This is a genomic window from Thalassospira lucentensis, assembly GCF_050516545.1.
GTDB classification, from domain to species: domain Bacteria; phylum Pseudomonadota; class Alphaproteobacteria; order Rhodospirillales; family Thalassospiraceae; genus Thalassospira; species Thalassospira lucentensis_C.
Window position 1 is genome coordinate 4,489,965 of the sequence record NZ_CP191544.1, and the last position, 20,768, is coordinate 4,510,732.

Annotated in this window: 17 protein-coding genes and 1 tRNA gene; 15 read left to right on the top strand and 3 right to left on the bottom strand. The window is 50.4% G+C overall.

What is annotated here, in order from left to right:
- Positions 1–51: 51 nt before the first annotated feature.
- Positions 52–1,530, bottom strand: a complete 1,479-nt coding sequence (locus ACQ0MK_RS20515; protein WP_430474198.1) for a M48 family metalloprotease — start codon at positions 1,528–1,530, stop codon at positions 52–54.
- 213 nt (positions 1,531–1,743) lie between these two features.
- On the opposite strand from ACQ0MK_RS20515, the gene ACQ0MK_RS20520 reads away from it, so the two are divergent.
- The 7 genes from ACQ0MK_RS20520 (at position 1,744) to ACQ0MK_RS20550 (ending at position 8,791) form a co-directional block, all read left to right on the top strand.
- On the top strand, positions 1,744–2,574 hold the full coding sequence (locus tag ACQ0MK_RS20520; protein ID WP_430474199.1) for a hypothetical protein: 831 nt from the start codon (positions 1,744–1,746) through the stop codon (positions 2,572–2,574).
- 122 nt (positions 2,575–2,696) lie between these two features.
- Positions 2,697–3,626, top strand: coding sequence for a prolyl aminopeptidase (pip, locus tag ACQ0MK_RS20525; RefSeq protein ID WP_430474200.1), 930 nt, complete (start codon positions 2,697–2,699; stop codon positions 3,624–3,626).
- A 97-nt stretch (positions 3,627–3,723) separates the two neighbouring features.
- Positions 3,724–4,248, top strand: a complete 525-nt coding sequence (locus tag ACQ0MK_RS20530; RefSeq protein ID WP_350044298.1) for an acyloxyacyl hydrolase — start codon at positions 3,724–3,726, stop codon at positions 4,246–4,248.
- Between the two features lie 255 nt (positions 4,249–4,503).
- A tRNA-Arg gene (locus ACQ0MK_RS20535) sits at positions 4,504–4,580 on the top strand.
- 217 nt (positions 4,581–4,797) lie between these two features.
- Positions 4,798–5,937 (top strand): homogentisate 1,2-dioxygenase, encoded by a 1,140-nt coding sequence (locus tag ACQ0MK_RS20540; RefSeq protein ID WP_430474201.1) that lies wholly within the window; start codon positions 4,798–4,800, stop codon positions 5,935–5,937.
- Positions 5,938–6,356: 419 nt separating this feature from the next.
- The gene (locus ACQ0MK_RS20545) at positions 6,357–7,346 is read left to right on the top strand and encodes a hypothetical protein (protein ID WP_430474202.1); all 990 of its coding nucleotides are present in this window, start codon (positions 6,357–6,359) and stop codon (positions 7,344–7,346) included.
- Positions 7,343–8,791, top strand: a complete 1,449-nt coding sequence (locus tag ACQ0MK_RS20550) for a hypothetical protein (protein ID WP_430474203.1) — start codon at positions 7,343–7,345, stop codon at positions 8,789–8,791. The genes ACQ0MK_RS20545 and ACQ0MK_RS20550 overlap by 4 nt, the downstream gene beginning before the upstream one ends.
- A 50-nt stretch (positions 8,792–8,841) precedes the next feature.
- Here ACQ0MK_RS20550 and gcvA read toward each other — a convergent pair whose 3' ends face one another.
- A complete protein-coding gene (gene gcvA, locus ACQ0MK_RS20555; protein ID WP_430474204.1) occupies positions 8,842–9,768 on the bottom strand; it encodes a transcriptional regulator GcvA in 927 nt (308 codons plus the stop codon).
- Between the two features lie 198 nt (positions 9,769–9,966).
- Here gcvA and ACQ0MK_RS20560 point away from each other — a divergent pair, with 198 nt between their 5' ends.
- The 8 genes from ACQ0MK_RS20560 to ACQ0MK_RS20595 all read left to right on the top strand — a co-directional run bounded on the left by ACQ0MK_RS20560 (position 9,967) and on the right by ACQ0MK_RS20595 (position 18,769).
- Positions 9,967–11,157, top strand: a complete 1,191-nt coding sequence (locus ACQ0MK_RS20560) for an acyl-CoA dehydrogenase (RefSeq protein WP_430474205.1) — start codon at positions 9,967–9,969, stop codon at positions 11,155–11,157.
- Positions 11,158–11,257: 100 nt separating this feature from the next.
- The gene (locus tag ACQ0MK_RS20565; protein WP_430474206.1) at positions 11,258–12,481 is read left to right on the top strand and encodes a CaiB/BaiF CoA transferase family protein; all 1,224 of its coding nucleotides are present in this window, start codon (positions 11,258–11,260) and stop codon (positions 12,479–12,481) included.
- A 246-nt stretch (positions 12,482–12,727) separates the two neighbouring features.
- Complete coding sequence (locus ACQ0MK_RS20570; protein ID WP_430474207.1) at positions 12,728–13,822, top strand: ABC transporter ATP-binding protein; 1,095 nt, start codon at positions 12,728–12,730, stop codon at positions 13,820–13,822.
- Positions 13,823–13,824: 2 nt separating this feature from the next.
- The gene (locus ACQ0MK_RS20575) at positions 13,825–14,715 is read left to right on the top strand and encodes an ABC transporter permease (RefSeq protein ID WP_430474208.1); all 891 of its coding nucleotides are present in this window, start codon (positions 13,825–13,827) and stop codon (positions 14,713–14,715) included.
- The gene (locus ACQ0MK_RS20580; RefSeq protein WP_350044307.1) at positions 14,712–15,506 is read left to right on the top strand and encodes an ABC transporter permease; all 795 of its coding nucleotides are present in this window, start codon (positions 14,712–14,714) and stop codon (positions 15,504–15,506) included. The genes ACQ0MK_RS20575 and ACQ0MK_RS20580 overlap by 4 nt, the downstream gene beginning before the upstream one ends.
- Positions 15,507–15,590: 84 nt before the next feature.
- Positions 15,591–16,631, top strand: coding sequence for an extracellular solute-binding protein (locus tag ACQ0MK_RS20585; protein WP_430474209.1), 1,041 nt, complete (start codon positions 15,591–15,593; stop codon positions 16,629–16,631).
- Between the two features lie 164 nt (positions 16,632–16,795).
- Positions 16,796–17,731 (top strand): nitrilase-related carbon-nitrogen hydrolase, encoded by a 936-nt coding sequence (locus ACQ0MK_RS20590; protein ID WP_430474210.1) that lies wholly within the window; start codon positions 16,796–16,798, stop codon positions 17,729–17,731.
- A 117-nt stretch (positions 17,732–17,848) separates the two neighbouring features.
- Positions 17,849–18,769, top strand: a complete 921-nt coding sequence (locus tag ACQ0MK_RS20595) for a ketopantoate reductase family protein (protein ID WP_430474211.1) — start codon at positions 17,849–17,851, stop codon at positions 18,767–18,769.
- Here ACQ0MK_RS20595 and ACQ0MK_RS20600 read toward each other — a convergent pair.
- Positions 18,743–20,737 carry a hypothetical protein gene (locus ACQ0MK_RS20600; protein WP_430474212.1) on the bottom strand — a complete coding sequence of 665 codons (1,995 nt, stop codon included), beginning with the start codon at positions 20,735–20,737 and terminating at the stop codon, positions 18,743–18,745. The two genes, ACQ0MK_RS20595 and ACQ0MK_RS20600, sit on opposite strands and share 27 nt — an antisense overlap.
- Positions 20,738–20,768: the final 31 nt, after the last annotated feature.

The window sequence follows — 20,768 nt, forward strand, 5'->3', positions numbered from 1 at the left end:
GAATGCTGCCTCAATGCGTTGTAAAACCGGGCTCAGATATGTGTGCAGATCCTAATGGCGAACCACTTTAATCAATGATCCGGTCGCAGGCGCTTCGCCGTCTTTAAGACCGTTAATTGTCGCAAAAACCTCTGCCGGTGCGCGGTCAACCTGCATGTCATCAATAAAAGTTTGCAAGCCATATTCCGGGTTCGCAGCCCGGACTTTGATGCGGAGCGGGGTATGGATTTTCTTTTCCTGATTGCTCAGTGGGCGGAAGCTGTACGTCGTGCGACGCAGTGGCAGGTTATAGCTATCAGCTAAGTCCAAGGGTGTCACGAATAAGAACTGATAGGCTGAACTGCCATGTCGAATGACAACTACACGTAAGCGTGCCGGTCCCGAGCTTAAGGAAACGTCGGCACTGCCGGTGGCGGCTTCCTGACCTTCAATGTCGATGATTTCTATATTGCGAATGGCAATTTTTTGGGAAAACCCGTTTTCCAGATAGCGATCAAGGCGCATGTCTTTTGCAGCAGGTGCGCCTTCAAAAATGATCTTGGCACCTTTGTCGTCTGATGCGCTCACAGCTGTGGGGTGGTTGGTAATTGTGAAGCCGTCCGGCACTTCAAAGCGGAAATCAAGCGGGACATGGATAAATTCCTGTCTACGGACATAGCCCTGATCAGGGCCATCACCATAAAGAATGCCATCAATCGCAGTCATATAGCGAACGGTGCCAAGTTCAGGGTTTGTTGCCACGGTGACATTTGCACTTTGATGGGCCTGCTCGATACGATCTAGCGTGCGTGGGTGGGTTGCCATGAAGTCAAACTGATCAACATCATCGGCTGAACGACCGGCAAGTATGGCTTGCAGGCGCGAATGCGCGCGCAGTTTTTCAAGGAAGGTTGCCATTGCATCGGGATCATAACCCGCCCGTGTGATGTAACGAACACCGAGCATATCGGCTTCAAATTCATGTTCGCGGGAAAATGATTTCAAATAAGCACTGGCACCCGTGCCGATCAACTCCCCGGCACCGTTGCCAATTGCGACCGACAGGCCGCCAGCCAGAATTTGGGTCAGAACGCCACGGCTGTAACGCTGGGCGGAATGGCGGGCAACGACATGCCCGATTTCATGAGCAAGCACCCCAGCAAGTTCGGCTTCATTGGTGGCAAGGGCTGCAAGCCCGCGTGTAATATAAACATAACCACCGGGCAGGGCGAAGGCATTGACGACGGGTGAATCAAGAATGGTGAAGGTGAATTTCTGATCCGGTGCTTCAGAAACCGCGACCAATTTTTCCCCGATTTCCGTGACGTAAGCTGGCAGGTCTTTTTCGGTGTAATTCCCGCCAAATTCCTTGACCATTTTGGGGTGTTCCTGCGACCCGATCTGCTTTTCCTCATCCGGCGACATAAAAGCGGTGAAGCTGTCTTCACCGGTCGCGCGGTTGGTCGAGCAACCTGCAAGTGATGCGCTCAGCATGATGGCCGAGAAAATTACGCCAAGATGCTTTTTAGATCGGAACTTAAGCCAGCTCATAGATGCCTTCCCTCATGTCGCTCTGCCGCGTAAGCTGAAATCATTCACCCGGCGAAACCAAGTGGGAATTGGTAACCCGTGTTCCAAGATCATTCAACATATTCGCACACTCCAATCTGGCCATCGAATTGGGGACATTTTGCGGCCAAGGTTTCGCTATGTTCAATCAAGTGCGTGGTTGGCTTGGTGTGTTTGTTTGTTTGGGTAATGCCCTTGTCCAAGGCGCAAGCTGGTCTCTGGCAATGTGGACTGGACACAACGGGGATTGCAAAAAACCAGCAAGTAGAAGGGGACGAAGCCCTGATTTCATCGGGCGTGCACGTTCGTGCCCTTGCGGTTGACGAAATCGTTGTGGATGGTTCCATAGATCAGAAGCTGCGGGTAGCAGATATCGATTTTCCACCTGAATATGAAGCGGATGTCTTGCGCGAGTTGCAGGCTTTAAGTGAGACGCCTGTCGATATCATCAGGCTTTCAAGCGCGGCCGATTATCTTGGGCGAACATCGGTTAAAATTACAAACCTCAAAACCGGCGATGAAATCGCTGCCCGATCCGGATGGGCGGAACGCCTCCTGTCAAAGGGGCTTGCGATCCTGCTGCCTGAAAGTGGGCAGGATATAAGTTCTTTGTTTCGTGCGGAGAATGATGCAATTGAAAATGGTTTGGGGATTTGGTCTGAACGCACAGCAAAGGGTGCCTATTTCGTTTCAGCTAACGATACGCCACAGGGCAAAAAGAAAGCAGACAGCCTGCCAAGTGTGAGTAATGCAATTGGTAGGTTTGTCGTGGTTGAAGGAACGCTTCAAAGCATCGAGCATCAGGAGTGGCGCAGTTATCTTAATTTCGGCTCCGACTGGCGGAGTGATTTCACGATTGCACTTGATAATGCGACACGTCAGGAGTTTGCAGGGGCCGAGATATCGCAAGATGACTTCGTTGAATGGATCGGCCGGAAAATAAAGGTACGCGGTGTTGTCGAAAGCCGTGGTGGACCCTACATCGCATTGCGAAATGCCGATTGGCTTTGTATTGAAATGGATTAGGGGCTTGTCCTTTGTTCTGCAATCGTGAGATTGCTTAGCTTGGCGCTGCCACCAAAACAGCCGCCGCCTGTCATAAGTGCGATAACAAACAAAGAGGTCTCCGCGTGCTGTATCCGGAAATTATGCCCCGTATTATGGGCTGGCTTTCCCGCGAAGATGGTCATGAAATTTACTGGGAAGAAGTCGGAAACCCCGAAGGTATCCCTGTTGTTTTTCTGCATGGTGGGCCCGGGGCCGGGATTTCGCCAAACAGCTGCCGGTTCTTTGATCCGGACAAGTATCGCGTCATTCTGTTGGATCAGCGGGGGGCAGGTAGGTCGCGGCCATTTGGCAGCTTGGAAAATAATACGACGGATCATTTGATTGGTGATATCGAAGCCCTGCGCGAAGATCGCGGGATTGATCGTTGGGTGGTTTTTGGCGGTTCGTGGGGATCAACATTGGCTTTGGCCTATGGTCAGTCCTGCCCGGATCGTGTTTTGGCCTTTGTTCTAAGGGGCATCTTCTTGGGCAGCGAAGCCGAAATCGCCTGGTTCATGGATGGAATGGGGCGTTTCTTCCCGGAAGCCGAACGCCAGTTTCTGGGTACAGCAGGGTTTGGCAAGAACCCTGGCTGGCAAACATTACTTGATCGCTATGCCGAGATTTTTGCGGGCTTAGAAGGTGAAGACGCGGCGATTGAAGCGGCGCGGGTTTGGTCCGCATATGAAGCAACCTGCTGCACGCTTTTACCAGATGACGGATTGGTTGAAGATTTTGAAGGCGATGAAATCGCGCTGGCTTTGGCGAAGCTCGAACATCACTATTTTGTGCATCGCTGCTTTTTTGAACCGGATCAGTTGCTTGGAAACGTCAAAAACATCGCGCATTTGCCATTGGTCATTGTGCAGGGGCGATATGATGTGGTTTGCCCGCCCGTATCGGCATTGGCATTGCATGATACATGGCCCGGATCAAAGCTGGTGATTGTTGATGATGCCGGCCATGCCGCCAGCGAACCCGGGATTGTACGTGAACTGGTTCGGGCCATGGATCAGCTGGATGTAAAATAGACTGAACAAAATTATGCTACATCGGACAATGTGTGGTTGAGTTTGAGATTTGCATAGGTAGTATATCGAACCGATTGATCTATTGGGGACAAGATTGATGAAATTGGCTATGGGGAAACTGCTTTGCGTTTGTGTTTTCTTTGGATTTGTAAACACAGCGGCAGCGCAGGAAATTTTGGGCAATAATAGCGATTCTGGCCTTTTGGAATTCTCGACCGGTATGGTCGATATTACACAAGATGAAGAAGCTGCTGAATTCCGCATTGATTACCGTGCACAACACGCCATGTTTGATGTGACCCGCCCGATTGGTGGCGTCATGGTGACATCAGAAGGTGCGGTTCATGGATATGGCGGCTTGGCCGTTGACGTACTTTGGGGCGATCATTTTGTTTCAAGTGTTTATACTTCTGTCGGCGCATACCATCAGGGCAATGGCGAAGACCTTGGTCACTGGATCGAATTTCGTTCAGGTCTTGAACTCGGATTCCGGTTTGATAGCCACGAACGTATCAGCCTTGGCATCGCGCATATTTCCAATGCAAGCATTGGTGATGAAAACCCGGGAACCGAAATTCTGTCTTTGACTTATTCCTTCCCGATTGATCGTATTTTTGATTAACGGCACTGAAAACGGTCACTACATAAGTTCGATCCAGCAAGCTTTGCGGATGGATTTATCGTCAGCCCAATGAGAGTTTTTCTCTCATTGGGCTGACGTTTTGAAGGCTATATTTTCAGAGATTTTATCTTTGAAACTGGAAGTGTAGCCGGTTGTTTTGATGAAGAGAGTGCGGAAGATATCCGAGATATGATCAAGCTCCCGGATTGATCGTTGACTGATTAGCTGCTAATTGAGGGCTGCTTTCAAAGCAGTGCGCCCGTAGCTCAGCAGGATAGAGCACCAGATTCCTAATCTGGGGGCCACAGGTTCGAATCCTGTCGGGCGCACCATCCTTCCTTTCGATTTCATCCTTCATACAATCTGGTTGTCTTTGGACCATCTGGCGCGAAGCCTGTGGTAATTTGTGTGTCTAAGCACGGTCCGTTACCGGTGTCAGGCAATCTGTACTGCTTGAAAATCAGGACGTTTCTTCTCATATCCATAGTAGGTGTGACTGCCGCAAACGTGCGGGTTAAGGTCGCCATCAAACAGGGCTGGGAGGATACAATGACAAACTGGATCAGACTTCCCAATAGTGAAGGAAATTGTATGGGGCCATCAAAGGCGGGAGACGGTCAAAAAACCTATCAACGCGAAGTCGGGCGTTTGGGTTTCAAAGGACCTTCCGCGCAAATTTACCATCGCCATCCGCCAGCAGGGTGGGCGGCATTTGAAGGACCGCTTCGGCCACGTGCCTTTGATCTGGCAAAGCTTGCCCCCGGGCCGGCATGTCCTCTGCAAGCACGGCGCGTTCTCTATAGCGATTCACTTGAAGTCCGTTATTGGAAAACCGAAGACAAAATGCATGCGTTATCGCGCAATGCCGATGGCGATACCTTGCTTTTCATTCATCACGGAGACGGGGCACTGTTTTGCGACTATGGGCATTTGTCCTATCGTGACGGTGATTACATTCTGTTGCCGCGCGGAACTGCGTGGCGTGTCGAGCCTTCCAGTTACAGCGAATTCATGATGATAGAGGCGACTGCGGATGCCTTTGGTCTTCCGGATCCCGGTTCGGTTCCGGGGGGCACGGCAGTTGATCCGATGTTATTCACCCTGCCTCAGATTGATGACGCCTTTCGGGCACAGCAAGATGATGCATTTTGGGAAATTCACATCAAACGTAGAGGTCAGGTTTCGACATTGACCTATCCCTATAATCCATTGGACGCTGTGGGTTGGGAAGGGGATCTATGCGTGGTGAAACTAAATTGGCGGGATTTGGCACATCGCCGTTCGGCAGGTGAAAAGGTGCCACCAGCAGCCCATTGTACCTTTGTTGCCAATACGTTTTCAGTCAGTACTTTCATCCCAAAAGTTGGCGAAGGTGAATCCGGAATTTTGCGCGTACCATTCTATCACTCCAACGAAGATCTCGACGAATTCATCTTCTATCATCGCGGGGAATTCTTTAGCCGTGGTGATATCAAGGCCGGTATGGCAACATTCCATCCAAGCGGATTTCCACATGGACCCCATCCAAGTTCGTATCAGGAAAAAATGATCAAGGCGCCGGTCGAGACTGATGAGGTCGCGGTGATGATCGATAGTCGGGCATTTTTAAGCATCGATGAGACAATTCCAGATGGTGCAGAATGGAAGGGGTATGTCAAAACGTGGGAAAAAGCCCAGGAAACCTTATAAAGGCTTGATCGGGTCGGTCAGAGAATGGCATCTTGCCCGAAAGGTCGTTAATTGCGATTCAGGACAAGATCGTTAATGTTATTGTCAACTTGTCGGGTTAACTTATGTTGTGCCAATGAGTCTGGCTTTAAAGAACTCAGGGTAATTTAGTATATCTTCCAAGAGAACGCTGTTGTGGTGCCATTTTCGGGACCAAATGGCTTAAGGACAATATCGCCGGTACAGGTTGACCAAAGCCCATAATGACCAAGCAGAAGATCGTAAAAGCCGTCAGTCACAAAACTCCTGAGCCGAACCAGGCGCCAGAGGACCCTTTGGCATGTTTGCCGCAAACATTTTTGTCGCGTGGTGTCAGAACGCCGTTCACGACGAAGAGTTTGCGTTTTGCAAGGGTCGCTGTCGGTAAGAGTGACCGTTCAATGGTGACCCTCCCTGGTCTTTCCGGGGGGCTTGGAACCTATGAATTGCCGCTTGATACATTGCGGGACGTGTTTGATCTTTCGGTCCATGACCGGATGTTGTTTGACCGTTTGTTGGAGCTTGAAGTTCTTCGTCCGAACACTGTTCTTGAACAAGCGCGCGCTGTTGCGATCACCGGGGTTGGCGGGATCGAAATTGCCCGAACCGGTCTTCAACGCAGCAAGGATGAAAAAGCCGCAGGTGAACTTGGTCAGTTGGCTATTTTGCATCAGGCCTTGCGTCAACTTGGTGGCGCTGCAGTTCAGGACATGAAGCGCGAAGAATTGTTGACGATGGAAGGCCAGATACGCGCCAGAAAGGCGCTGAACCGCTTTGCATCGGAACACAAAGTTGCCAATGACACGATTATCGATAGTCTGGGCGAATGGAGCAAAATGTCGGCTCCGGTTGGACTAAAGCTTGATGGGTGTCAGGGAGCACTACGCGTATTGGCCGACGGGCTTCGCAAATTTGCCAGTGATGTCGAAGAATGGTCAATTTCCGAGCAACCTGATTTCCGGTTTATGGCCGGGCGTATCGTCAGCGCAACCAGAGCAACTTACGATCACGCGATGAAACGGATTGCAGAGGTCGATGGTTGGAATGATGAACTCGGCAAAGTTCTGACCGACTGGGAACGCGCCAAACAGGATATTGCCAAAAAGATTGAATATCTTTGGTGGTTGCTCGATGGCTGGCAGGAATTGATAGATCTGTGGCAAAAACGACCAACCACAGATCGTGCCAAGCAGCGTGAGATCATTGAGGAAATCGCAAGTTTTGCGCCAGTTCTTCCGGTCGAAGAAATCTTGACCACAGAACAGCAGTTCTGGGTTGATATCCGCGTGAACCAGATGCTTTGGGCTGGCGAATTGCGTAAGTTGGGCAGTGGGGAAATTGATGCGGATATGGTGGATCGTCTCGAACGCTTCAGGAGACAATCTGCATGAAGATTGAAGATGCCGGAAACCTTGGGGCCTCGCAACTTGGACAGTTGTTTGAGTCGCTAAGCGGAACTGAAATTGCACGATTCACACGCGCAATCGAAAGTGACCGTGCTGACCCAAAGCTCCCACTTCCGCATGAAGCCATTCTTCAGATTCTGCGTCCGCGTTTGGCATCCCTTAAGCCGGAACGCTATCCGACGCCGATGCGTCAGTTTTGTGATCCGTTTGAAGATCTTCTGACGTCCGCCGAACCCAACGATAAAAGCATGCGAATCAGCCGCGCGTCCTTAATCCCGATATGGAAGGTCGTGACAGGGGCTGGTGGTGCTGAATTTCAAAGTGCGATGACAGGCATCGAAAAGGCCGCTGCATCGCGGGATGTTTCAAAGCTTTCTGCCGCGGAAAACGTGCTGTGGAAACTTGGTGCGCGGATCATTGAGTCCGAGATCGAAAAATCCAAAACCGGGATTAAGGACGAGCGTGGACTTGCAACCCGATTGGGGTCGCGCGTCCATCTCAAGGCATTTGCCGATGTTGGTCGAATCCTGAATGTCGGAGCAGAGATTTCCGAAGTCCGCAATCGTTTCCCATCGGCCCCGATCCGGGCGCTGGATCCGAATGACGTGTCTTGGCTACGTGATCGGTTTGTCTCGATTTCCGAGGCAAAGCCGGGGTTGGAGCCAATGTTCCTTCTGGCGGTTTTAGCGCGTCTTCTTCGACCGAGTGAGTTGTTTAAACTCATTCGTGTCCTGTCGAACAAGGCCGATGATCGGACGATCGAAAAGACCAATCTTGCGGAAACAGGCGACTTGATCATTGATCTGCTGGCTGAAACCGTCACCGAGATCGAACAGGGTGTCGGAACCGGTAAGGATGAAGCCCATATCCTGTCACTTGCCCGTTGGTATGCATCTGAATTCACCCGTATCACCCGTGAATTTAAAATCCGCAAAGACGGTCGGTGGGGTGAAAAGCTTCTCGAAACCCGTCGCCGTGTATCAAGGGCCTTGGCCGATACCATGTTTGGGGCAACGCCGGAACGCGTGATTGATGCCTTGCCGAAACTCGTTGTTACTCAAGGCCCCGGATCAGGTGCCAAAGGAATGGCGCGACCGATATTCGCGCAGGATTTTGACGACGAAAAAGTTCTCGCAGCCGAAAAATCCGCCGAAGCAATTGCCGAAACAGCCCGCATTTCCGATGTGCTTGCCGCACAAAGTTCTGCTGCCAAAGCGGTTGTCGAGTTGAAGAAAAAGCTCAATCAGATTGGCCGTACCGGTGTTGATGGTATGGGGCGTCTAACGCCCGAAGAAGTGCCAAATGCCCAGCGCAATCTGATGGCAACAGTGCGCTTGCTTGAGATTGTTGACGGTCCAGAAGATGCCGATGTCTTGCGCCGCCGCGGGATGTCTGCCTTGCGTGCGCTTGAAGGTCAAAAGGCGCGCTGATTTCGGTTGGCGTGTCGTGTTTTGCGATCTTCAGTGGTTCCCCGAATGGCTCAAGTTTTGTCGATCAGTGCTTTTGAGGCCAACTGTGCCGCTGTGTCGAGTTGATCAAGCCAGTTCATAAAGGCGCGAATTTTTGGCAGCCGTGCGCGGCCTGTCGGGCAACATGCATAATAGTGAAACGGGCTTGCCTTTGGCGGGCCAAACGGGGCACTAATCCGCCCTGATTTCAATTCGTCTTCAATGGCAAAAGTTGGCAGAAGCGCAACCCCAAGACCGGCTGCTGCTGCCTGTATGGCCATGGTGAAATGTTCGAATTTTGGCCCGTTTTCTCCGTCTATATCCCTTAATCCACTGGCATTAAGCCAATCTGCCCAGCCGCGTGGGCGGGTGGTAATATGCAAAAGCGGGAAATGGCGTAAATCATCTGCGGTGGGTGCGCGGTCCATATGGGCGATGAGTTGCGGGCCGCATATCGGGACCATTTCCTCGCCATGCAGGATATGGGCATCCAGACCCGACCAATGACCTTCACCAAACAGAACCGCAATATCAATCTGTTCACGGTCGAAATCGGGCATACCGATCCGCGAGATGAAATTGATCGCAATTTCGGGGTGCTTGTTGCGGAAATTCGGCAATAACGGAATAAGACACCGCGACCCGAAGGTTGGCGGTGCTGCAACGGTTAAAACGCCACTTTCTGAGCCGCCAGATAGTAATGTAAGCGTCGCACTCTCAAGCTGATCCAATGCCGGGCGAATGGATTGCAGATAGCTTTCGCCCTCAAGGGTCAGAACAAGACGCTGCTTTTCGCGGTTAAACAGTTTGCAACCAAGCCATGTTTCAAGTCCTTGAATTTGCCGGCTGACCGCGCTTTGCGTAAGATAAAGTTCTTCAGCCGCACGTGATGCGCTGCCAAATCGGGCGGTCTGTTCGAAACAACTTAAGGCCTTCAGGCTGGGAATGCGGCGGCTCAATGGGCGGTCCTGATGTTGATGCGGGGCATAGTTTATGAGTTTTTCGCATAAACTATGCCACTTTTATCATTTGCAACTTTGTCTGCCAATTCCTAGCTTAACAGCATAAGCAAATAAGCTTTCAGGGGCAGTGCCGTCTCGCCCTTCTATGGCGCTGCCCCTGTTTTCTGTACAAAAATTCATAAAAGGATCAGGCATATGGCCAGCCGCGCACCGTTTCACTGGGAAGATCCGCTCCTGCTTGAAGATCAGTTGAGCGAAGAAGAGCGCATGATCCGCGATGCGGCCCGTGCATATTGTCAGGAAAACCTGCAGACCCGTGTTCTCGAAGCCAACCGTCATGAGGTTTTCCATCGCGAAATCATGACCGAAATGGGTGAACTGGGTTTGCTTGGTCCGACGATCCCCGAGGAATACGGCGGGCCGGGTGTTAACCATGTTGCCTATGGCCTGGTTGCCCGTGAAGTTGAACGCGTTGATTCTGGTTATCGTTCGGCGATGTCGGTGCAAAGCTCGCTTGTTATGCATCCGATCTTTGCCTATGGCAGCGAAGAACAGCGTAAAAAGTATCTTCCGAAACTTGCAACCGGCGAATGGGTTGGCTGTTTTGGTCTGACCGAACCAGATCATGGTTCCGATCCGGGCAGCATGATCACGCGTGCACGTAAAACGGATGGTGGTTTCACCGTTTCGGGCGCAAAAATGTGGATCACCAACAGCCCGATTGCAGACGTATTCGTCGTTTGGGCCAAAGATGACGACGGCGTCATTCGTGGTTTCATCCTTGAAAAGGGTATGAAGGGCCTGTCGGCACCAAAGATCGAAGGTAAGTTCTCGCTTCGTGCTTCTATCACCGGCGAAATTGTCATGGACAATGTCTTTGTTCCGGCTGAGAACATGTTGCCGAACGCCAAGGGGCTTGGTGGTCCGTTCGGTTGTTTGAACAAGGCACGTTACGGTATTGCATGGGGCGCTATGGGCGCTGCAGAATTCTGCTGGCATGCTGCACGCCAATACACCCTTGATCGCAAACAGTTTGGTCGACCGCTTGCTGCCAATCAGTTGGTTCAGTTGAAACTGGCCAACATGCAGACCGAAATTACACTGGGTCTGCAAGGTGCGTTGCAGCTTGGTCGTATGCTTGACGCTGGCACGGCCGCGCCGGAATCCATTTCACTGATGAAACGCAATAACTGTGGCAAGGCGCTTGATATCGCCCGTGTCGCGCGTGACATGCATGGTGGGAACGGTATTTCCGACGAATTCCATGTCATCCGTCATTCGATGAACCTCGAAGCGGTCAATACTTACGAAGGTACGCATGACGTTCACGCCCTGATCCTTGGTCGGGCACAGACCGGTCTTCAGGCCTTCACCACAGAAGGTTGATATTGTTTTCACCGGGCGGTAGCAGAAATGTTGCCGCCCGGTTTGATTCAAGGGTCAAGACCCTAGAGTGTTTCCATAGTCGATTTTTCAGGATGATCAGATGGCTGGCGCGTTATCAGGACTTCGTGTTCTTGACCTTTCACGTGTATTGGCGGGGCCATGGGCCAGCCAGACCCTTGCGGATATGGGGGCCGAGGTCATCAAGATTGAGCGTCCCGGTGCTGGTGACGATACCCGCGGATGGGGCCCGCCCTATGCGCGCGACGCGGCTGGCAATGACACCAGCGAAGCCGCCTATTATCTGGCGGCCAACCGTGGCAAAAAATCACTGACCATTGATATCACCAAGCCAGAAGGACAGGACGTCGTCCGCCAACTGGTCGCGCATTGCGATATCGTGCTTGAAAACTTCAAGGTTGGCGGGCTTGCCAAATACGGTCTGGATTACGCATCCCTGTCATCCATCAACCCAAAGATCATTTATTGTTCGATCACGGGATTTGGACAGGATGGCCCATATAAGGACCGGCCGGGGTATGATTTCATGATCCAGGCGATGGGCGGATTGATGAGTGTGACCGGTGCGCCCGATCACGTACCCGGTGGTCAACCGATGAAAGTTGGTGTGGCGGTTGCCGATATCTTCACCGGGCTTTATGCGACTGTTGGCATTTTAGCCGCCTTGCGCCACCGCGATGCAACGGGCGAGGGCCAGTATATTGATCTGGCATTGTTAGATGTTCAGACAGCAATCCTTGCCAATCAGGCGATGAATTTCTTAACCACGGGCAAGGCACCGGGGCGGCTGGGCAATGCGCATCCCAATATCGTACCTTATGAAGCCTTCCCGACAGCGGATGGTTACATCATCCTTGCGGTTGGCAATGACAGCCAGTTCAAAAGTTTCTGTGCAACTGCGGGCATTGGCCATTTGGCAGAAGATGAACGCTACGCCACCAATCGGTCACGGGTTGCCCATCGTGAAACACTGGTGCCCCTGATCCGTCAGGCCATGGTGATGAAATCGACCGATGACTGGATTGCGGTTCTTGAAACGGCCAATGTGCCCTGTGGGCCGATCAACACCCTTGATCGGGTGTTTGATAACCCGCAGGTCAAACATCGTGACACGGTGCGCTTTCTTGATCACCCGACCGCAGGCAAAGTGCCAACGGTTGCCAATCCGATCAAGTTTTCCAAAACGCCAATCATGGATGAAACAGCCCCGCCAACGTTGGGACAGCACAGCGACGAAATCCTGCGCCAAGTTGCGGATCTCAGTGATGAACAGATTGAAAAACTTCGGATTGCAGGCATTATTTGATAGCCTGTCGGGATCAAAAGGACTCCGTACAAACAGGCCTATCTAGATCGCATAAGGAATAACAGGGTCTTTTTGCGGCGCACAATATTTTAACAAGGCCCGGTTCAGCGCAAACAAAAGCATTTTGAATCAGGTTCGTGCGTGGATGCTGCGGAACTTCTGTGAATTCACGTTATTTTGCGCAAGGTGAATTGCAACTATCTGAATATTTTATATCCTTTTAGAAAATACAAATCGGGGATGTGCATGTCAGACGTTGTAATTTCTGCTCAGTCGGTTGGTAAAACCTTTGGCGCGGGGGCCGATAAGGTCACGGCCCTTGATGGCGTATCGGTTGATATCTTCCAGAACGAGTTTTTCACGATGCTTGGCCCGTCAGGCTGCGGCAAGACAACGTTGCTCCGCCTGATCGGTGGGTTCGAGCAGGCAAGTTTCGGCAAAATCTTGCTCGAAGGGCAGGCGTTAAATGACCTTCCGCCGTTCAAGCGCCCGATCAACACGGTGTTTCAGTCTTATGCACTTTTCCCGCATCTGACCGTGCGACAGAACATTACCTTCGGGCTTGAAATGAAGTCTGTATCGCGCAGTGAAGCGAATGCGCGGGCCGATGAAATGTTGGAACTTGTGCAACTGGCCGGCTATGGTGATCGCGTGCCAAGCCAGCTTTCCGGCGGGCAACAACAGCGTATTGCCCTTGCGCGTGCCCTTGCGCCGGCCCCCAAGGTCCTGCTGCTTGATGAACCTTTATCGGCACTTGACCTTAAACTGCGCAAGGAAATGCAGGTCGAACTTAAACGCCTGCAGACCGAAACCGGCATTACCTTTGTGTTTGTCACCCACGATCAGGAAGAAGCCCTTGCGATGTCTGATCGGATTGCAGTGATGCAATCGGGTAAAATATTGCAGGTTGGCGCCCCGCGCGAGATTTACGAACACCCAACCCACCGGTTTGTCGCCGACTTTATCGGGGATAGTAACTTTTTGATCGGTGATCTGGTTGATGGCCCCAATGGGGGGCGTGCGATCAGCTTTGGCGAAGGTCGCATGATCGATTTTACGCAGGAAGTCGCATCCACCAAATCAACGGATGTAACCGTTTCGATCCGCCCGGAACGGCTTGATATTGTTGGTGCTGATAGCGCAGTGGCAAACCAGCTTGCCGGGACGGTACGGGCCGTTACCTATTTCGGAACGGACACGACGTATCGTGTTGATCTCGATGGGCAGGCCACCGTGACGGTACGCATGCAAAATGGTGATGGCGCAACTGCACAGTTTGCAGAAGGTGATCGGGTCGGCGTTGTTGTGCCATCAGATGCAATCCGGGTACTGGTGGATTGAACATGGGCAACATATTGCGCAGCAAACGATTTTGGCTGATTGCGCCAGCTGTTGTTTATATCGCGTTCTTCATGGCCATTCCGCTTGTGCAGATGGCTTATGTCTCGATTTTGGAACGCGGCGATTATGGCGGCGTGAATTGGGGGGCGTTTTCATTTAACGCCTATGTCAATTTCATCTTCGAACGCGATCTGATGGATAATCTGGTCGTCAATACCGACTATATCCAGATTTTTGTTCGATCATTTGGTCTGTCGGCAATGACCATGACGTTTGCGTTGCTATTGGGTTTTCCGACAGCGTTCTATATTTCCATGCAGCCGCAGGGACGTCGCAATCTTCTGATCTTTTTGGTGACGATTCCGTTCTGGACCAACATTCTGGTGCGAAACTATGCGTGGATGTTGTTGCTGCGCAATGGTGGATTGCTTGACAGTTTGCTGAATTGGGCAGGCATGGAAACCGGCGGGCTGGATATTCTTTACACGCCCTATGCCGTTTCAATCGGCCTGACCTATACATATTTGCCATTCATGGTTTTGCCGATTTACGCCAGCCTTGAGAAACTTGATCATCGGTTGGTTGAGGCCGCCTTTGACCTTGGTGCGGACAAACGCCGTGCTATGACCCGTGTCATTCTGCCACTCGCGACACCCGGAATTGCGGCGGGCTGTATCCTTGTTTTCATTCCGTGTCTTGGCGCCTATGTCACGCCCGAACTTCTGGGCGGGGGCAAGTTCATGATGATTGCCAACCTGATTGGCAGTCAGTTCGGTGCTGCGCGTAACTGGCCATTTGGCGCCGGGCTTGGCTTTGTCTTGTTGGCGATCGTTCTGATTTCAATGATGGCTTATTCGCTGAAATTCAAATCATTGCCGGAGGAAAAGATATGAAGGTCGATGCCTCCAACCCGCTATGGCGCTTTCGCGGGATCACTTCGACGGCAATGTTTTTCTTTGCCTATCTGTATTTGCCCATCGTGGTTCTGATTGCGCTGTCCTTTAATGAAAACAGGCTGGCAACGATCTGGACCGGCTTTACAACCGATTGGTATGTCGTGGCCTTGTCCAACGATGACATGTTGCGGGCGGCAAAAAATTCGTTGGTGGTTGCGGTGTCTGCAACTGTGATTGCGACCATTGCTGCTACGCTTGCAGCAATGGGGATGTCACGCGGGCGGTTTCGCGGTGAAAATGGTGTTTCGGCAATGTTGGTTTTGCCCTTGCTGGTCCCTGAAATCGTCACCGCGATTGCAACCTTGCTGTTCTTTGTCGCTATCGGGATCAAGCTTGGGCTTCTGACAATCATTGTTGCTCATACGGTGTTTTGTATTCCGTTTGCCTATTTACCGATCCGGGCGCGGTTAGAAGGCATGGACCCGTCCCTGGCAGAAGCAGCAAACGATCTTTATGCCAATGAATGGCAGGCTTTCAAACGGGTGACTTTACCATTGCTTTGGCCAGGTATTTTGTCGGGTGCAATGTTGTCCTTCATCATCTCGCTGGATGATTTCGTGATTTCCTACTTTGTCGGTGGGGCCGGGGCAACCACACTTCCGATTTATATCTTTGGCATGATCCGGATTGGCATTACGCCCGAAGTAAATGCGATTTCGGCAATGATGCTTTTGGTGTCGATTATCTTTGTCAGCGTGTCGTTCCTGATTGATCGCATTCGCTACTGATTATGTGTCTTCAGGTGTTCGGTTTCTGGGCGGGCCGAATGCATCAAAATAACAAATGTACCGTCCATAACAGGGAGACTTACGATGAAATTACGTTCCGTACTTCTGGGAGCATCTGCTCTGGCCTTGTTGTCTGTTGGCTCGGCAAAAGCAGATGGTGAACTGTTCTTCTATAACTGGTCGAACTATTTTCCGCCTGAATTGATGGAAAAGTTCGAAAAGGAAACCGGCATCAAGGTGACGCTGGATGTTTATGACTCCAACGAAACCATGCTGGCTAAATTGCAGGCCGGGGCATCGGGTTATGATATTGCTGTTGCATCCGATTACATGGTCGATGTCATGATCAAAGAAGGTCTGGCAACCGAGATTGACGCCAAGGCCCTTGAGAATTTCGGTAATGTCGCCAAGCCGCACGACACCATGAAATACGATCCGGAGCGTAAATACTCCGTCACGTATCTTTGGGGTACCACTGGCTTTACCTATGACGCATCGTTAACTGAAGCCGATATGGAGCAAAGCTGGAAAGAGTTCTTTGAACCGCGCGAAGAATTCCGGGGTAAGATCGGTGCGCTGAATGATGAAGTCGAAATGTACAATGCGGCTTCTTATTATGCAGGCGTTGAAAAATGCACAGAAGACCCGCTAGAAGCACAAAAGGTTCTCGACATTCTGCTGAAACAAAAGCCATTCATTGCTGTTTATAGCTCTGAAGGGACGATTGACCGTATGTCCGCCCGCGAAGTTTCCATGCATATGCAGTGGAACGGTGCCGCACACCGGACCAAGGAAACTGTTCCAGAGGCGGTCTTTGTCTATCCAAAAGAAGGCCTGACCTATTGGTCGGATCACTTCGTCGTTCCGACCGGCGCGCCGAACCTTGAAAACGCCAAAACCTTTATCAACTGGATGATGAAACCGGAAAATGCCGCCGAGGCATCGAACTATGCCGGTTACATGAATTCGATCAAAGGGACTGGCGAGTTTATGGATGCATCCCTTAACAGCGACCCTGCTGTTAACACGCCAGAAGAATATGCAGGCCTTCTGATTCCGGGGCAGAATTGCTCGGTCAAGGCGCGTGATCTGCGTAACCGCGTGTGGACCAAGCTCAAAAGCTAATCCAGATTGCGCATAATTTTTCTATTCCGGCCCTTGCCCCTGTGCGGTGGGCCGGAATAGGAAGCCTTTCGTCAGGATTTTGGCATCACACAGGGGGTGTCTGTGTGATGCCAAAACCTTGATGCCACCATTGCCACATGCTCATTCGACAGGAAGACAACATCATGACGTCCCCGGCTTCGTTCCCTGATCGCGTTACCATCGCCCTTTGGGCCACCAATCTTGGCAAGCCTGTCAGCAACATGGACGAATGGGTGGACCATGTTGATGGCAAAATGGCCGAGGCTGCAAAACAGGGTGCAAAGGTTTTTGTCATGCCTGAATATTGCAGCGAACAATGGATGGCATTTAAACCCGATGGTCTGAAACCCAATCAGGAAATGGCCTGGATGGCTGATCAGGCAATCGCGGCCCGTACCCACGCGGCCAAACTGGCAAAACGCCATGATATGTTGTTGGTTGCGGGCAGTATGCCTTGGCACCTTGATGCCAATAACCCCGATCAGGGGCAGACAAATGGCGCGATGATTTTCACTCCCGAAGGTGATGCTGTCATTCAGGACAAGTTATCGCTGACCCCCGGTGAACAGGAACCCGATAACTGGAACCTTACACCGGGCAAGCAGTTTACCGTGATCGAATGGCGTGGTTTGAAAATCGCGGTGCTGATTTGCCTTGATATCGAAATGCCGGCCTTGTCGTGTCGCTTGGCCCCCCTTGATCTTGATCTGTTATTGGTCCCGTCCATGACCGTGACCCCGTCGGGATATCATCGCGTATTTAGTTGCGCAAAAGCCCGTGCCGTTGAACTTATGACCGTCATCGGGGTCTGTGGCACGACGGGAACGGCGATCAATACCACACAGAACCCGACCAATTATTCGGGTTGTTCTGTCTATACCCCGTGCGAACCGCAACTTGGTCATACCGGGCTTTTTGCCCAAGAGGAGCCTACATTCGATGATGGCGGTGATGGTGCGATGCTTGTTGCCAAAGATGTTCCCGTCGGGCTTGTGCGTGCTTTGCGCAATGGTGATGCCGAAGTCTGGCCGGGTGGGTGGTCAGCCGATCATATCGAGATCAACAAAGCTTCATCATAACGGCTTGAATCTTTTCCTAGAATGATGAGGATGGCACTGGCGGGGAGATGCCTGACCAGAAGGTTGATTCTGTCCGTGACGGGAACCAATATGCCAAAAAGATCGGAGCAAAATCACATGAAGATTGCGGTAATGGGAGCCGGGGCTGTTGGTTGTTATTATGGTGCCATGTTGGCCCGTGCTGGGCATGATGTGATGCTTATTGGTCGCCCGACCCATGTTGAGGCAGTGAACCGTGATGGCTTGTTGCTTGATTTTGGGGCATCACAGAAATATGTCGCGGTCACCGCAAGTACTGATGTGGCATCTGTCGCCGGGGCCGAGCTGATTTTGTTTTGTGTGAAATCCACCGATACCGTCGATGCCGGTCAACAGATCAAACCGTTTATTGGAAAAGATACCATTATCCTGAGCCTTCAAAACGGTGTTGATAATGCCGAACGTCTGGCTGGGGTTCTTGATCAGCCGGTGATTCCGGTGGTGGTGTATGTCGCAACCAGTATGGGCGGGGCGGGCCATGTAAAACATCATGGACGTGGTGAGCTTGTGATCGGCATGTCGCCACAAAGTCAGGTGGTCGCAGATACATTACGCCCGGCCCTTATTCCGGTTGAAATTTCGGAAAATGCCGATGGCGCGCTTTGGGCCAAAATGATCCTGAATTGCGCCTATAACGCACTCTCTGCTATTACGCAGCGCCCCTATGGCGAACTGGTTCAGGGTGAAGGCGTTTGGGATGTGATGCGCACGGCAGTCGATGAATGTCTTGCCGTGGCCAAGGCATGCGGTGTGACGGTGCAAGGCGATGTATGGGCAGCAGTTGAAAAGATCGCCGATACCATGCCAGCACAATTTTCCTCAACCGCGCAGGATCTGGCACGGGGAAAAACAAGTGAGATCGATTTCCTGAACGGCTATATCGTGCGCAAAGGTAAGGAATTTGGCATCCCGACGCCAACCAATTTCGTGTTGACGTCATTGACTAAGCTTTGCGCGGTCAAGAAATTCACATCAGTTCAAAAAACCGGCCTTTCTTAGGTTATCCTCAATTTTCTTAAACGAGATGCGTGCTTGGTTGAAATCATCGGGTGATATTTCACCGGAGTGAGCTTCTAGGGTCCGTGCTTTCCGAATTGCCTCCATGTGAAATGCAAATTCATCGCGTTTGATTGTGGGAAAAATATTCTTAAACATTTCCCATTCGGATTCGATAATCCTAGACAAGTCACTAAAGTTGGTACTGATCGAGTTTTGGGAGAATGTCTTTTGAAAACCTTCTTCTATAAGCCTTGTTTTTGCTTGGCCTTTCAAGTTAGGCTCTATTTTTTTGGTTGCATTTGGCCCGTGGTGTATTGTGTAGATTGTAAGTATTATTTTTCGTAGTGATGGTTCTAATAGTGCTCTTCTAGTGGCTATTTCTCTAATTCTGTCGTCATTGTTTTTAACTGGTCGATCAAACCTTTCTTTTTTCTGAAGATGGTTCTTTACTGACTCAATTTTGAAGAAATAGTCCTTTGCTCCCCTCTCAATCAATCCATAACCACGGAGATGGCTCGTGAGTGAGTTGTCTTCTTTGAAACTATCAAAAAGTTCTCGGTTTTCATTGGCTAAAGCGCTTATCATTACATATTCATCTGGATAGTCTTTAGTGAGAACCTCGAGTATCATGTCGGTATAATTGGCGTAGTCTTCGTCAAACTCGCGACGTGCCTCATTGTATACTGATCTATCTATTCGTGCAGGCCTTTGGTTGCTGGTTTTCTTGTGCATGAGTGAGCAAACGTGGCGTATCAGATAGGGGTGTCCTCCAAAATCGTTGTGAATGGAGGAATAAACTGCATCTTCAAATTCAAGGCCCATGTAACGACCAAGTTTTCGCACCATTTCTGTGGTTTGTGGTAAGTCGAATCCAGGAATGTATTCTATAGGAACAGAATTATAAATTGGGTTGTCATTCCCGTTTATAGTAGCCGTTTCTACAGCTTGGGGATTGGTTCCGATGAGTAAAAATGAGAAGACTCCAGTATGCTTCTGGAACGACGACCTGATAGCTTGCCAGAAAAAAACAAAATCATCCTCTTCTCTCCAGTGACTTGAAGATGCCGTTCTGGGGGATATTCTTTCAATTTCATCAAATGCGATAAGTATAGGTGACTTATTTAATATGGAGTATATTGTTTTTATGTCATCGTGAAATTGATCTGCGGCATTTTTTTCTGAATAGCTTGATAATTCTATTGTGTTCTTCTTTATGCTGTATTTTTTTACTATTTCATTTACTATATAGTAAAGGAGCTCGTTCCATCTTCTTTTGTGCACGGATGGGCTTTGGCAGTCAATTGATATGAATGATTTCGAGTTTAATCTGCTTGATCTTTCTAGTCCAAATAATATCGACGTCTTTCCACTTCTTCTTAGCCCAAATAAGGCGGAGTTTTCATTCGATCTGTGTCTAGAAATCAAGTCATTGATCAGAGATGATCTGCCAAAAAAGTATGTGTCTCTTTTGAGAGGGCTTTCAAATGCAAAAAGGTCACGTGAGAAAAAGTTTTCCCGAAATCTGTTTTCAATAAAGTGTTTGTCCGATTTATTAGAAAATTCATCATAATTGAATGGAACTATTATCGGTAGTTCGGGATCGTTTTTGAGAACGTCTTGTATGCGTTCAGATATCTTAACGTCACGGCTGATAAGTACTCGACAAATTGGGTCTGTCCGGAGAGTAGGAAACCGTTCGGCGACGACGGCAAATCCGTCAAGGGTACGGACCTCGAACTCTGGGTAATCGCTAAACATAAAGATGAGTTCTCGTTCAAGATTGAACATCTCTTCAAAAGGTTCGCATGCTTTGCCGAGGAAGGCATTGTAAGTGCTGCCTGAGTTCATTCTGATGGGGCTAGTTGCGCTAGTGAGGTACCACTCTTTCGAAAACCGCTTGATTATATTTTGCTCTTCTTGAGAGAAATGGTTCAATTGGAAATCTTTATGCATTCCTGAATATGCCATTGATAGTTTCCTCAAGTGTGATGTCTTTTTA

What these genes read in the sequence shown, in the direction of transcription:
- ACQ0MK_RS20580 (WP_350044307.1), top strand. Translation starts at nt 14,712, where the DNA reads ATGAAGGTCGATGCCTCCAACCCGCTATGGCGCTTTCGCGGGATCACT.
- ACQ0MK_RS20565 (WP_430474206.1), top strand. Translation starts at nt 11,258, where the DNA reads ATGGCTGGCGCGTTATCAGGACTTCGTGTTCTTGACCTTTCACGTGTA.
- ACQ0MK_RS20550 (WP_430474203.1), top strand. Translation starts at nt 7,343, where the DNA reads ATGAAGATTGAAGATGCCGGAAACCTTGGGGCCTCGCAACTTGGACAG.
- ACQ0MK_RS20590 (WP_430474210.1), top strand. Translation starts at nt 16,796, where the DNA reads ATGACGTCCCCGGCTTCGTTCCCTGATCGCGTTACCATCGCCCTTTGG.
- ACQ0MK_RS20515 (WP_430474198.1), bottom strand. Translation starts at nt 1,530, where the DNA reads ATGAGCTGGCTTAAGTTCCGATCTAAAAAGCATCTTGGCGTAATTTTC.
- ACQ0MK_RS20570 (WP_430474207.1), top strand. Translation starts at nt 12,728, where the DNA reads ATGTCAGACGTTGTAATTTCTGCTCAGTCGGTTGGTAAAACCTTTGGC.
- ACQ0MK_RS20560 (WP_430474205.1), top strand. Translation starts at nt 9,967, where the DNA reads ATGGCCAGCCGCGCACCGTTTCACTGGGAAGATCCGCTCCTGCTTGAA.
- ACQ0MK_RS20600 (WP_430474212.1), bottom strand. Translation starts at nt 20,737, where the DNA reads ATGGCATATTCAGGAATGCATAAAGATTTCCAATTGAACCATTTCTCT.
- ACQ0MK_RS20545 (WP_430474202.1), top strand. Translation starts at nt 6,357, where the DNA reads ATGGTGACCCTCCCTGGTCTTTCCGGGGGGCTTGGAACCTATGAATTG.
- pip (WP_430474200.1), top strand. Translation starts at nt 2,697, where the DNA reads ATGCCCCGTATTATGGGCTGGCTTTCCCGCGAAGATGGTCATGAAATT.
- ACQ0MK_RS20585 (WP_430474209.1), top strand. Translation starts at nt 15,591, where the DNA reads ATGAAATTACGTTCCGTACTTCTGGGAGCATCTGCTCTGGCCTTGTTG.
- ACQ0MK_RS20540 (WP_430474201.1), top strand. Translation starts at nt 4,798, where the DNA reads ATGACAAACTGGATCAGACTTCCCAATAGTGAAGGAAATTGTATGGGG.
- ACQ0MK_RS20595 (WP_430474211.1), top strand. Translation starts at nt 17,849, where the DNA reads ATGAAGATTGCGGTAATGGGAGCCGGGGCTGTTGGTTGTTATTATGGT.
- ACQ0MK_RS20575 (WP_430474208.1), top strand. Translation starts at nt 13,825, where the DNA reads ATGGGCAACATATTGCGCAGCAAACGATTTTGGCTGATTGCGCCAGCT.
- ACQ0MK_RS20530 (WP_350044298.1), top strand. Translation starts at nt 3,724, where the DNA reads ATGAAATTGGCTATGGGGAAACTGCTTTGCGTTTGTGTTTTCTTTGGA.